Raw genomic sequence first — 12,736 nt, 5'->3', positions numbered from 1 at the left:
GCCCGCTAAGCAAGCCCTCGGCGGCTGCGGTACTCGCCCGGCGTTTCGCCGAACCAGCGGCGAAAGGCCCGGAAGAAGTTGCTCGGATCAGCGAAACCCAGCAGATAGGCAACCTCCAGCAGGGTCAGGTCGACCTGCCCGAGGTACTGCTCGGCCAACTCACGACGGGTATCGTCGAGCAATTGCTGATAGCTGGTGCCCTCTTCCTGCAAGCGTCTTTGCAGCGTGCGTTGCGACAGGTGCAGCGTCTGCGCCACCACTTCGCGCCGCGGTTCGCCCTGTGGCAGCAGGCGGCACAGCACCTGGCGCGCCTGATGGGTGACACGACTGCTGCAGAAGCGCGCCAGGTATTCGCCAGCAAAGCGATCATGCAGTTGCGCCAGTGCCTCATTGGCGCTGGGCAGCGGCGCCTCTAGGTCGGCGCGCTCGAAGATCAGTCCATAGTGTTCGGCGTTGAACTTCAGCGGCGCCTGGAACACCTGCTGATAAGGCCCCAGATCGGCAGGTGCCGGACCTTGCAGGCGAATTTCACGCGGACGGATGGGTTTGCCGGTCATCCAGCGACAGAACGCCAGGCAGTAGGCGAGTGACGCCTCGGCGCTCTGCCGGGCCGGTGGCAGGCGATCTCCATGAATGGCCAGAGTCAGCGCATAACCACCGGGTTGCGCAAGGAAATTCAGGTCCGCGCCCTCGCCGATGATGCGCTGATAGCGCACCAGACGGGTGAAACCGTCGCGCAGGTTGCGGCTGGACATCAGCGCGTAGCCCACCACATGGAAGGACGCCGGGCGCACCACCTGCGCCATGTTCAGGCCAATCGCCGGGTTCCCCGACAGCGCCACGGCGCGTTGCCACAGACGGGTCATGCCATCCTGCGGGAAGCGCGCGTCGGGATCGTTCAAGGCGGCGTAATCCATCCCCAGCTCGGCGAACAGGCTGGCACAGTCGACGCCGCCCAGCTCGAGCGCCTGCACGATGGCCAATGCCCAGTTGGAAGAGGTGGTTCTTTCGCTCATCGTCTTGTTCTTATGATCAATCAGCAAGGCCATGATTGGCGGCGCAAGGATACTAGACTGGCACCTTAAGTCAGTGGCCCACGGAGACAGCCGACTTACACTGACGGTGACAATAACAGGAGGTGCGCCATGACCGCCCAAACCACCGAACGCTACCAGAGCTTCGCCGAGTTCTACCCCTACTACCTGCAGGAGCACAGTAACCCGGTATGCCGCCGCCTGCATTACGCTGGCAGCCTGCTGGTGCTGGCGATCCTCGCCTATGCCCTGTTCACTCAGCAATGGCTTTGGCTGTTGGCCATGCCACTGGCTGGCTACGGCTTCGCCTGGGTCGGCCACTTTATTTTCGAGAAGAACCGACCCGCCACCTTCCAATACCCGCTGTACAGCCTGATGGGTGACTGGGTGATGCTCAAGGATGCCTTCACCGGTCGTATCCGTTTCTAGGAACCGGCTGCTCACCCAGGACCTGTACGAAAAATCGCCGAGAAGATCAGGCAATAACGATGGCGGCCCCGCAAAAACAAAGGCGCAGAAGCGAAGCGCAGTTTATGTGCCGTAAATGAGCATTTGACCGGGCTGGCGTTCCAGCCTGTTTGTAACGCCGCATCTCCGAGCACAGGCACTTTTCTTACAGAGCCTAACAACGAGAAGAAGCATGAATGACCGAGCCCGTTTCATCCATATGCAGGATGGCCAGGCCGAGGACTGGGCCATCATCGCCCAGGACTTCGCCGCTTATGCCGCCCAGCTACCCGCGCGCATCCTCGACCACCTGCGCCTGCTCGATGGCGACTTCGGCGGCTTTCCTGTCGACCGCCTGACCCATTCACTGCAAACGGCCACCCGAGCCCATCGCGACGGCCGAGACGAGGAATACGTCATCTGCGCGCTGCTGCACGACATCGGCGACACCCTCGGCAGCTACAATCACCCGGACATCGCCGCGGCCATCCTCAAGCCCTTCGTCAGTGCCGAGAACCATTGGATTGTGGAGAAACATGGCATTTTCCAGGGTTACTATTTCTTCCATCACCTGGGTATGGATCGCCACCTGCGCGAGCAATTCAAGGATCACCCGCAGTACCAGGCGACCATCGACTTCTGCGCCAGGTACGACGCGGCCGCCTTCGACCCGGACTACGAAAGCCTGCCGCTGAGCTTCTTCGAGCCCATGCTGCAGCGCGTCTTCGCCCGGCCGAAGAATTCCATCTACCTGGCGGCAATGGACAGCACTGGCGCCTGACCGCTGGCCACTGTTAGGCCACCGTTCGGCGGCCATGCTTGGCTGGCCGCCACCCCTTGGTTATGATCCCCGCCCAACGAGCCTCGGGCTCAGGTCTTGCCGACCAGCCAGGCGTCCAGCAGAGGCGCCAGAAATCCAGCAGGGACAGTTCCAGCAGATGAAGCCAGCAACCACCAGTCGCGCCAACGGGCTGCCGACGCCGCCGTTGCGCGAATACTATTCGCGCGTGCTGGCCTATATCGCCACGGCCGCCAGCATCGCCGCCGGCACCTACGTGGGGCACTTCAACTACGACATTCTGTGGATGGTGCCGTACGCCCTTCTGTATCCTCATCTCGCGCACAACCTCAGCCGCCGCTTCAAACGCGACCATCCACAGCAGACCGACCTGACGCTGCTGTTCGTCGACGCCCTGCATGCCGGCGCTTCCTGCGTGTTGCTGAGCTTCTCCGTCGTCCCTAGCCTGATGTTCCTGCTAACGCTGAGTTTCAGTGCCCTGGTCATCGGCGGGCTGCGCTATCTGGGCCTGTCACTGCTGGTGGCCGCCAGTGGCATGGCACTGTGTGCAGCACTGGTGGATGTGCAGCCCAATCCGGAAACACCGACGCTGGTGGCCTTGGTCAGCATCCTCTTCGCCACGCTGTATATCTGCATCACCGCATACTTCGTCAACCAGCAGGGACTGCGCCTGGCGCAGGTACGCGTCGAGATCAAGCGTGAACAGGAAAAGGCCGCACGCCTGGCGCGCAACCTGGCCAAGTACCTGTCGCCGCAGGTGTGGGAGTCGATCTTCACCGGCAAGAAGAGCGTGCGCCTGGAAACCCAGCGCAAAAAGCTCACGGTGTTCTTCTCCGACATCAAGGGGTTCACCGAATTGTCGGAGGAGCTGGAGGCCGAAGCGCTCACCGACCTGCTCAACACCTACCTCAACGAGATGTCGAAGATTTGCCTGAAATATGGCGGCACCATCGACAAGTTCATCGGTGACTGCGTAATGGTGTTCTTCGGCGACCCCAGCAGCAACGGTGCAAAGAAGGATGCGGTCGCTGCGGTTTCCATGGCCATCGCCATGCGCAAGCATATGAAGGTACTGCGCCAGCAGTGGCGCGCCCAGGGCATCACCAAGCCGCTGGAAATCCGCATGGGTCTCAATACCGGCTATTGCACGGTGGGTAACTTCGGCGCCGACACGCGCATGGACTACACCATCATCGGTCGCGACGTGAACCTTGCCAGCCGCCTGGAAAGCGCTGCCGAGTCAGGCGAGATCCTGATCTCCCACGAAACCTATTCGCTGGTCAAGGACGTGATCATGTGCCGCGACAAGGGTCAGATCGCCGTCAAGGGTTTTACCCGCCCGGTTCAGATCTATCAGGTGGTGGATTTCCGCCGTGATCTGGGCGCCACTTCCAGCTACGTCGAGCACGAGCTGCCGGGCTTCTCCATGTATCTGGACACCAACGGCATCCAGAACTTCGACAAGGAACGGGTGATCCAGGCGCTCAATCAGGCTGCCGAAAAGCTGCGCGACAAGGTCATTCTCTGAGGCAAACCGTTTGGCAGCGCTTCGCGGCTGAAGCCGCTCCTACATGAGCTAGGTCGGCGCTTGCATTAACGCAGGAGCGGCTTCAGCCGCGAAAAAAACAGGCTACAGCGCGGTATCGGGCAACGCCTCGTGCCTCAGCGCCGGCTCGCCGTCGATCAGCGGCTGCAGGGCCAGAAACTCCAGTGCCGAAGCTCGCCAGGACTGGGCCGCAGCCAGCTCCGCGCAACGACTCCGATCCAGCTCCAGCGCCGCCACACAGGCAGTGCGCAGGTCCTCCGCCATCACGCCGCTCTGCCCCTGCAGCAGCACGTCCAGCGGCCCTGGCACCGGGAAAGCGGCCACCGGCGTGCCACAGGCCAGCGCCTCCAGCATCACCAGGCCGTAGGTATCGGTACGTGAGGGAAACACCAGCACCGAGGCTCCCTGGTAAGTCTCGGCCAATGCCTGGCCATGGCGATAGCCGAGAAAGCGCACCTGCGGATACTGCTGCTGCAGCATTTCGCGCTGGGGGCCATCGCCGACCACGCGCTTGTCCCCCGGCAAGTCCAGATCGAGAAAGGCCTGCAGGTTCTTTTCCGCAGCGATGCGCCCGACATAGAGGAATACCGGTCGCACGGGCCGGCGGCGCTCCTCGTCCGGGCGAAACAGGCGTGTATCGACGCCCTTGCGCCAGAGTTTCAGCCTTTGCAGATCCCAGCTCGCGAACTCCTCGCGCAGGCGGTCGGTGGTCACCAGTACCGCCTGGCTGGGACGGTGGAAAGCTCGCAGATAGGCGTATCCCCAGCGCGGCGCGATCCAGGGCCAGCGGGTACTGACATATTCGGGAAAACGCGTATGAATAGCGGTGGTGAAGGCCAGGCCACGCTTGACCAACCAGTGCCGCGCTGCCCAGCCCAGCGGGCCTTCCGTGGCCAAATGAACACTGTCGGGGCGAAAGTCGCGAATTGCGCTGCCCACTCGCCAGAGATCCCATACCAGCGGAATTTCCGGGTAGGTCGGGCACGGCACGGTACGGAAATCCGCCGGTGACAACAGCTTGACCTGATGCCCCAACCCGCGTAGTTCGGCGACCAACGCAGCCAGGCTGGTGACCACACCATTGACCTGGGGCGACCAGGCGTCGGAGACGATCAGTAGTCTCATGCACTGGTCTCGAGGGCGACTGTCCGCTCCTCACCGGCCAGCCGCGCCTGCGCCTCGGCCAGACGATAGAGCTCGATCTGCCCGTCCCAGTGCTCGATCAGCGCCGTGCAGGATTCCACCCAATCGCCGCAGTTCATGTACTCCACACCGCTGACCTGACGAATCTCGGCATGGTGGATATGCCCGCAGACCACGCCCTGCAGGCCACGCTTGACGCACTCGTGGGCGATGGCTTCCTCGAAGTCGCTGATGAAGTTCACCGCGGTCTTGACCTTGTGCTTGAGATAGGCCGACAGCGACCAGTAGCCGTAGCCCCAGCGGCTGCGCCAGTGATTGAGCCAGCGGTTGAGCGTCAGGGTGAATTCGTAGGCCGAATCGCCGAGGAAGGCCAGCCAGCGGTGGTAGCGGGTGATCACGTCGAACTGGTCCCCATGGATCACCAGCAACTGGCGGCCATCGGCCGTGACGTGCACCGCCTCGTCCACCAGCTGGATATTGCCCAGCAGCAGGCTGGAGTAGCGGCGCAGGAATTCGTCGTGGTTGCCGGTGACGTAGATGACTTCGGTGCCGCGCTTGCTCATGGTCAGCAGACGGCGGATGACGTTGGTGTGCGCCTGTGGCCAGTAGATGCCGCCGCGCAGCTTCCAGCCATCGATGATGTCACCCACCAGGTAGATGCGGTCGGCATGGTAACGCTTGAGGAAGGCGGCCAAATGCTCGGCCTGGCAGTCGCGCGTGCCGAGGTGCACGTCGGAAATCCACAGGGTACGGACACGTTGCTTGCGGCTGGGCTTGGCGAGCTGGGCGCTGGTCATGGGCGGCCTCCGGCTGGGTTTAGACGAGCTTGAGGCGTTGCGGTGAAGGGCTTGTGACAGGCAAAAGACCGTTCAATGACGCAGCATCGCCACCGGCCAGGCATTACACTGCGACCGTTACCGAGGAAATTTTCATGCTTCCAGTTCTGTCCCTACGCCATTACAGCCACGAAATGCTCTGCCACAGCCACGACCATGCGCAATTGGTGTTCGGCCTGGCCGGCGAGCTGCAGTTCGAAGTGGACGGTCAGGGCAGCCGGGTGCTGCGTCATCATCTGGCTGTGGTGCCGGCCGAATCGCGTCACACCTGCGGTAGCCCGGGCGGCAGCCAATGCCTGGTACTGGACTTGCCGGCCAACGACTGGATCGAACGCCAGCTTGGTCATCATGCGAGCGATATCCAGCGCCTGCTGGACAAACCCAGCGCCCTGCAGCTCGATTCGTCACAAGGCCAATTGCTCAACTGGCTGGCCAGCAGCCCGATCAATGACCCTATCATCGCCGGCCAGGGCGCGGCCCTGCTGCTCGGCAGCCTGGCCTGCAGGCGCCAGCAGACAGAGATCACCTGGCTGCCCATGGCAGCCCTGGATCGCTACATCGACCAGCACGCCGCGCATCCACTGCAGGTGGCGGATCTGGCGCGCCTGGCCGGTCTGTCGGTGGCGCGCTTCCACGCCCGCTTCCTCGCCGCGACCGGACACACACCCATGGAGCACATTCGCCAGCGACGTCTGCACCTGGCCGAGCAGCTGCTGCTTGGCAGCGACCTGGCCGTTGGCGAAATCGCGGCCCGGGTAGGCTACAGCTCGCAAAGCGCATTCACCGCCGCCCTCTCCCGCCATCTGGGCATGACCCCGCGGCAGCTACGCCGCACTCGTTAGCCATCCTCCAGACACCGCCCGTAAAGCGCACCCGGACTTCATCCGGGCTACGGCTGGTAGCGAGAGTCTGACGACAAAACTCATCACTCCCGCGACAGACAGGTAACGACTGCGACACCTAGACTGCGCCGCATCATTGAAGGAGTACCTCATGCAAACCATCGAATGGCAGGACTTCGAAAAAGTGGAGCTGCGCGTCGGCACCATTCGCAGCGCCCGTGCGAATGAAAAAGCGGTGAAGCCGGCCTATGTGCTGGAAGTCGATCTCGGCGAACTGGGTCTCAAGACCTCCAGTGCCCAGATCACCGCGCATTACACCTGTGACGAGCTGGTCGGACGCCAAGTGCTGTGCGTGTGCAACTTCGCCCCCAAGCGCATTGCCGGCGTGCGCTCCGAAGTGCTGATCACGGGCGCCTATGACAGCGACAACCGAGTGGTGCTGGCCGGCTTCGACAAGCCACTGCCCAATGGCGCGCGACTGGCATGAACGAACGCAACGCCCTGCTGGCGATTCATCTGGGTGCACTGCTGTTCGGCCTGTCCGGCATCTTCGGCAAACTCGCTGCCACCACGCCGAACATGATCGCAGGCGGCCGCGCCTTCTTCGCCGTCATCGCCCTGGCTCTGGCCGCCCTGCTCTGGCGCAGCCGCAACGCGGTACGCCCAAGCCTGCGGCAGATGGCCCTGCTGGCACTCGGAGGCCTGCTACTGGGCGCTCACTGGGTCAGCTTCTTCGAAGCGGTGAAAATCTCCGGCGTGGCCATCGCCACCCTCGGCTTTGCCAGCTTCCCGGCCTTTACCGTATTGCTGGAGGGCCTGCTGTTTCGCGAGCGCACCCGCCCCGGCGAATTCGCCATGGTCGGCGTGGTTTGCGTGGGGCTGATTCTGGTCACCCCCGAGTTCAGTCTGGACAGCGGCGCCACGGTCGGGCTGCTATGGGCGGTGCTGTCAGGCTTTCTGTTCGCCCTGCTGTCGCTGCTCAATCGCGCCAGCACAAAGGGCATCGACCCGGTAAAGGCCGCGCTGTACCAGAACATCACCGTGCTGCTGTGCTTCCTGCCCCTGGCCTGGCCATGGCTGCCCGGCCTGCGCCCGATGGACTGGCTGTGGCTGGCCATGCTCGGCATCTTCTGCACAGGCCTGGCCCATAGCCTGTTCGTTGCCAGCCTGCGGGTACTCAAGGCGCGCACCACGGCGGTGATATTCGCCCTGGAGCCGGTCTACGGCATCCTGTTCGCGTGGTGGCTGTTCAGCGAACAGCCGACACTGCGCATGCTCGCCGGCGGCGTGCTGATCGTCAGCGCCATTTTCGTGTCAGCGCGGATGGCGCGCTGAACCGAGACTCTAACGGTCGTTATGGCCCAGATCGCGCCCGGGGTCGATCTGGTCGCGCACCCGCTGCTTGAGCACCTTGGCCTCGGGAAAGCCACCATCGGCCTTGCGTTCCCAGATCTGCCGGCCATCGCAGAGGATGCGAAACACCCCGCCAGTACCGGGCTCCAGGCTGACTCGCGCCAGCTCGTCGGTGAAGGTACTGAGTAGCTCCTGAGCCAACCAGGCGGCGCGCAGCAACCACTGGCACTGAGTGCAATAGGTGATGACGATTTCAGGCTTCTGATCGGGCATGACAGCGGCTCTACGCAGGGGCTTGGCGCCTATAATAACGGCCTTTTCTCTGCGCCTGCCGGAAACTGCCATGCGTCGCCTGCTCGTTTCGCTGCTCTGCCTGTTCGCCCTGTCCAGCCTGCCTGCCATCGCCGCCGAACGTGTCGGCCTGGTGCTATCGGGCGGCGCCGCCCGCGGGCTGGCGCACATCGGCGTGCTCAAGGCCCTGGAGGAGCAAGGTATCCGTATCGATGCCATCGCCGGCACCAGCATGGGCGCCATCGTTGGCGGGCTCTATGCCGCCGGCTATTCGGTGGCCGAGCTGGAACGTCTGGCCCTGGAGCTGGACTGGCAGCAGGCACTCTCCGACTCGCCGCCACGTGAAGATGTCCCTTTCCGGCGCAAGCAGGACGACCGCGACTTTCTGATCAAGCAGAAGCTCAGTTTCCGTGATGATGGCAGCCTGGGTCTGCCGCTGGGGGTGATCCAGGGCCAGAACCTGGCATTGCTGCTGGAGAGCCTGCTGGTGCACCGCAGCGCCACGCGCGACTTCGATCAGCTGCCTATCCCCTATCGCGCCGTCGCGACCGACGTGGTCACGGGTGAGCAAGTGATCATGGGCACCGGCCACCTGCCGCAGGTGATGCGTGCCAGCATGTCGATCCCCGCGGTATTCGCCCCGGTTGAAGTGGATGGCCGCCTGCTGGTCGACGGCGGCATGGTCAACAACGTGCCGATCGATGTCGCACGGCAGATGGGCGTCGATCATGTCATCGTCGTCGATCTGGGCATGCCGCTGAAACCGGCCAAGGAGTTGCTCACCGTCGTCGACGTGATGAACCAGTCGATCAACCTGATGATGCGCAGAAACTCCGAAGCGCAGTTACGGACAGTGACCACTGACGATGTGCTGATCCAGCCACCCTTGGCCGGCTTCGGCGTCGCCGACTTCAACCGTGGCGAGCAGATGATGGAGGCCGGCTACCGCGCCACGCAGATCAAGGCCGAACAGCTGGCCCGCCTGCGCACCAGCAGCGCCGGCAACCCGGCGCTGGCCATGGCCCGCACCCGCGAGCAGCGCAATCCGGTGATCCGCGAGATTCGCGTGGAGAATGACTCGAAAGTCGGCGATGAGGTGATTCGCCGACACATCCGCCAGACCCTGGGCGAGCCGCTGGACATGGAGCGCCTGCAAAAGGACATGGGCACGCTCTACGGCCTGGACTACTTCGAACGCGTGCAGTACCACGTGGAGCCACTGGACGAGCGCGGCAGCGCCCTGGTGATCGATGCACGGGGTAAACGCACCGGCACCGACTATCTGCGTCTGGGGCTGAACCTGTCCGATGACATGCGCGGCGACAGCGCCTTCAACATCGGCGCCAGTTACCGCATCAACGGCATCAACGAACTGGGCGCCGAGTGGCTGACGCGGTTGCAGCTGGGCGACCGCCAGGAGCTCTACAGCGAGTTCTATCAGCCGCTGGATGCCGGCTCACGCTACTTCGTCGCACCCTATCTGTTCGGCGAGGCGCAGAACGTCGAAGCGATCATGGACAACGACCCCATTGCCGAGTACCGCCTGGAACGCTACGGCTACGGCCTCAACCTGGGCCGGCAGATCGCCAACAACGGCGAGATTCGCTTCGGCATCGGCCAGGCCTGGGGCGAGGCGGACGTACGCGTCGGTGAGCGCGAGCTGCCCAGTTTCAGCTTCAGCGAGGGCTACTACGAGCTGTTGTACTCCTTCGACACGCTCGACAACCTTGACTTCCCGCGCACCGGTGAGGACATAGGCCTGATGCTGCGCAAGTATGACCGCGGCCTGGGTTCGGACGACGATTATCGCCAGTGGCAGCTGAAACTGGACAAGGCCTACAGCCATGGTCCCAATACCTGGCTGTTCGGCGGTCGCTACGGGCGCACTCTGGATGAAGCCGAGGTGGTCACTTCAGGTTTCATCCTCGGTGGCGCGCAGGAGCTGTCCGGCTTTCGCCAGGACTCGCTGAGCGGCCAGAACATGGCACTGGCTCGGATGATCTACTACCGGCGCATGACCCAGAATTCGCTGCTACCGCTGAATTTCCCGCTGTATCTGGGCATGTCGCTGGAGCGCGGCCGCGCCTGGAACAACGACAATGCCTTCGACAGCGGTTACATCAATGCGGCCAGCATCTTCCTCGGCCTGGACACCCCGCTCGGCCCGCTGAACTTCAGCTACGGTTTCAACGACGAGCGGGAAAAGGCGCTGTACCTGAATCTCGGCAGGAGTTTCTGAAACGAAGAGGCCGCGCATAAGCGCGGCCTCGTTGGGTCCAACAGCGCCAATCAGGCGATTTCCGCCAGCAACTGGCGTGCGGCCTTCTTCTGTTCGTCGTCGCCGTGGTCGATCACCTCGTTGAGAATGTCACAGGCGGTGGCGATATCGCCTTGCTTGATATAGGCCAGGGCCTGGTTGAGCAGGGTCATGTGCTCGGGATTGCCCGCCAACTGATCGATATCACCCTGCAGTGCAGCGGTGGGATCGGCATCGCCCGCGAAGGCGTCGAGGAAGTTGTCATCCACCTCGTCGCTCAGCACCATCTCCATCTCGCCGAAGGCGCTCAACTGCTCGTCTTCGTGGTGCAATTCGAACACCTCGGGCAGTTCCTGCAGATTGCTGGCAAATGACGTATCGAACTCCGGCTCGGCGGGCGCCTTGGGCTTGGCTTTGGCCTTGGTCGGGAACGGGCTGACCAGATCCCAGTCGGCGTCCAGCGACAGGTCATCGAGGTTCAGCTGGAAATCGGTTTCAGGCGCGGGCTCGGCCGCTGGCTGCAACGGCGCGACAGGTTCACTCCAGGCCTGCTGCGCTGTCTGCAGATTCGGGTGGCGCTCCTTAAGGGCATCGATGCGTGCGCAATCGAACGCCTCGGCACGCAGCACCGCCTCTTCGCGGGCGAAACCCGCACCATCACCCAACATGGCCAGAACCTCCAGCAGCCGGAAGCGCAGGTCACTGCGTTGCGGGTACTGAGCCAGGGCCTTGCTCAGCTCGCCACGGGCCTCGCTGATACGGCCATAGGCGATGTAGACATTGGCGGCCTCCAGCGGATCGACAGGACCTTGCGGACGCACAGGAGCCGGAGCGGGCACCACTTTGGTCACCGGCGCAGCGGCGACGGGAGCGACGACGGCAGCGCTTTGCGCACGGACAGGCTGCTGCACATCCGGTTTGGGCTGAACCTGTACCACCGGCTTGGATTTTTCCCCACGCCGCCGAGCGGCCCACAAAAGAGCGCCGAGCAACAACAGCAGCCCGATGCCACCAGCGAGCAGTGTCGACCACCAGCCGCGTTCTGCGGCCACCGGCTCCTCGACGGTTACTGGCGCTGCGGAAGCGGATTCAGCGGCCGGTTCGACCGGTGTACGCGCCGCCAGCTCGGCCAACTGAGCGTCTTTCTGCGCCAGTTGCTCCTGCAACTGCTGCAATTGCAACTGCAGCTGCGCCAATCCCTGCTGCAGTTGCAGGTTCTCCGCGGCCTGATTGGCCAGTTCCTGATCGACCTGGCGCTGCCTCTCTGCCAGTTGCAGCAGGCTGTCGGTCTGTTCCGGCGCAGGCTCTACGGATGACGCAGGTGCACTCACCGGGCCTTCGGCGCTGCTCTCTGCGGCAACGACAGGGGGAACCTCTGCCGACGCCGGAGCTGCCGGAGCGACCGCCGCAACTGCGGCTGCAGTGCGAGCGGCATCCGGCAGCAGCAGGTCGGCACCGGCTTGCAAGCGACTTGGATCGCCGCCTGCGAAGGCGTTCGGGTTGAGCGCGACAATACCTTCCATCAACGCTTGCTGGGACAGCGTACTGCCCTGCTCACGCAGACGCGCGGCAATCAGCCAGAGACTGTCGCCACGAGCGACCTGATGACGATGGCCCGCGGCCGCACTGGGTGGCGTCACCGTTCTGACCGACGCAGGCGCAGTCGCAGCGGAACTGGACGCTTGCGTTACGGGCGCCGCGGTCGGCGCAGCCGCCACGGAGGTATAAGCCGAGGAGCCCGGTGGATCGAGCAGCACAGTGTACTCACGTAGCAACTGACCGTTGGGACGCGCCACTTCGACGATGAAATTCAGGTAGGGCTCGCGCACCGGACGGCTCGAGACCACGCGGATGACGCTACGCGAACCGCGCAATAGCGGTGTAAAACGCAGATCGTTGAGAAAATAGAAACGCTCGACCCCCGCGCGGTTGAACACATCGGCGGGTGCCAGGCCGATGCGCAAGTCCTGCGCACCCAGATCCCCTACTTCAAGCAACTCGATTTCGGCTTCGAAAGGCTGATTCAACGCCGAATGCAGCGTGATTTCACCCAAACCGAGCGCCGGCGCCATCCCCGAATACAGAGCAGACCCCGACGCCAAACCCAACATCAACTGACGCACCCGAGCCATGTGACCTCCAGGGTTATCCGGCTCGAACGCCACCTCCTCGACTTCCTGTCTTAGCT

At 63.3% G+C, this 12,736-nt stretch carries 12 protein-coding genes; 7 read left to right on the top strand and 5 right to left on the bottom strand.

Annotated elements, in window-relative coordinates:
* Positions 1–5: 5 nt before the first annotated feature.
* Complete coding sequence (locus tag GYB81_RS05350; protein ID WP_161866272.1) at positions 6–1,016, bottom strand: AraC family transcriptional regulator; 1,011 nt, start codon at positions 1,014–1,016, stop codon at positions 6–8.
* Between the two features lie 129 nt (positions 1,017–1,145).
* Between GYB81_RS05350 and GYB81_RS05345 the strand changes: the two genes are divergently transcribed.
* The 3 genes from GYB81_RS05345 (at position 1,146) to GYB81_RS05335 (ending at position 3,808) form a co-directional block, all read left to right on the top strand.
* A complete protein-coding gene (locus GYB81_RS05345; RefSeq protein ID WP_161866273.1) occupies positions 1,146–1,463 on the top strand; it encodes an Mpo1-like protein in 318 nt (105 codons plus the stop codon).
* A 211-nt stretch (positions 1,464–1,674) separates the two neighbouring features.
* A complete protein-coding gene (locus tag GYB81_RS05340; protein WP_161866274.1) occupies positions 1,675–2,262 on the top strand; it encodes an HD domain-containing protein in 588 nt (195 codons plus the stop codon).
* Positions 2,263–2,419: 157 nt separating this feature from the next.
* Entirely contained in the window at positions 2,420–3,808 is a 1,389-nt protein-coding gene (locus tag GYB81_RS05335) for an adenylate/guanylate cyclase domain-containing protein (protein WP_161866275.1), read from the top strand.
* 102 nt (positions 3,809–3,910) lie between these two features.
* Here GYB81_RS05335 and GYB81_RS05330 read toward each other — a convergent pair whose 3' ends face one another.
* Positions 3,911–4,951 carry a glycosyltransferase family 4 protein gene (locus GYB81_RS05330; protein ID WP_161866276.1) on the bottom strand — a complete coding sequence of 347 codons (1,041 nt, stop codon included), beginning with the start codon at positions 4,949–4,951 and terminating at the stop codon, positions 3,911–3,913.
* Positions 4,948–5,766 carry a UDP-2,3-diacylglucosamine diphosphatase gene (locus tag GYB81_RS05325; RefSeq protein WP_161866277.1) on the bottom strand — a complete coding sequence of 273 codons (819 nt, stop codon included), beginning with the start codon at positions 5,764–5,766 and terminating at the stop codon, positions 4,948–4,950. Before GYB81_RS05325 ends, GYB81_RS05330 begins: the two co-directional genes overlap by 4 nt.
* 134 nt (positions 5,767–5,900) lie before the next feature.
* On the opposite strand from GYB81_RS05325, the gene GYB81_RS05320 reads away from it, so the two are divergent.
* The 3 genes from GYB81_RS05320 to GYB81_RS05310 all read left to right on the top strand — a co-directional run bounded on the left by GYB81_RS05320 (position 5,901) and on the right by GYB81_RS05310 (position 7,982).
* Positions 5,901–6,647 (top strand): helix-turn-helix transcriptional regulator, encoded by a 747-nt coding sequence (locus GYB81_RS05320; protein WP_161866278.1) that lies wholly within the window; start codon positions 5,901–5,903, stop codon positions 6,645–6,647.
* 151 nt (positions 6,648–6,798) lie between these two features.
* Positions 6,799–7,134, top strand: a complete 336-nt coding sequence (locus GYB81_RS05315; RefSeq protein WP_161866279.1) for a tRNA-binding protein — start codon at positions 6,799–6,801, stop codon at positions 7,132–7,134.
* Complete coding sequence (locus GYB81_RS05310) at positions 7,131–7,982, top strand: DMT family transporter (protein ID WP_161866280.1); 852 nt, start codon at positions 7,131–7,133, stop codon at positions 7,980–7,982. The genes GYB81_RS05315 and GYB81_RS05310 overlap by 4 nt, the downstream gene beginning before the upstream one ends.
* Before the next feature lie 9 nt (positions 7,983–7,991).
* Here GYB81_RS05310 and GYB81_RS05305 read toward each other — a convergent pair whose 3' ends face one another.
* Positions 7,992–8,273 carry an Rdx family protein gene (locus tag GYB81_RS05305; RefSeq protein WP_161866281.1) on the bottom strand — a complete coding sequence of 94 codons (282 nt, stop codon included), beginning with the start codon at positions 8,271–8,273 and terminating at the stop codon, positions 7,992–7,994.
* 70 nt (positions 8,274–8,343) lie between these two features.
* On the opposite strand from GYB81_RS05305, the gene GYB81_RS05300 reads away from it, so the two are divergent.
* Positions 8,344–10,530 carry a patatin-like phospholipase family protein gene (locus GYB81_RS05300; RefSeq protein ID WP_161866282.1) on the top strand — a complete coding sequence of 729 codons (2,187 nt, stop codon included), beginning with the start codon at positions 8,344–8,346 and terminating at the stop codon, positions 10,528–10,530.
* Positions 10,531–10,580: 50 nt separating this feature from the next.
* On the opposite strand, the gene GYB81_RS05295 is transcribed toward GYB81_RS05300, so the two are convergent.
* Complete coding sequence (locus tag GYB81_RS05295) at positions 10,581–12,680, bottom strand: FimV/HubP family polar landmark protein (protein WP_498051847.1); 2,100 nt, start codon at positions 12,678–12,680, stop codon at positions 10,581–10,583.
* Between the last annotated feature and the right edge of the window lie 56 nt (positions 12,681–12,736).

It is taken from the genome of Pseudomonas yangonensis (assembly GCF_009932725.1).
Classification (GTDB): domain Bacteria; phylum Pseudomonadota; class Gammaproteobacteria; order Pseudomonadales; family Pseudomonadaceae; genus Aquipseudomonas; species Aquipseudomonas yangonensis.
Note: the sequence above shows the minus strand (reverse complement) of the source record. Positions and strands in the feature narration are given on the sequence as shown.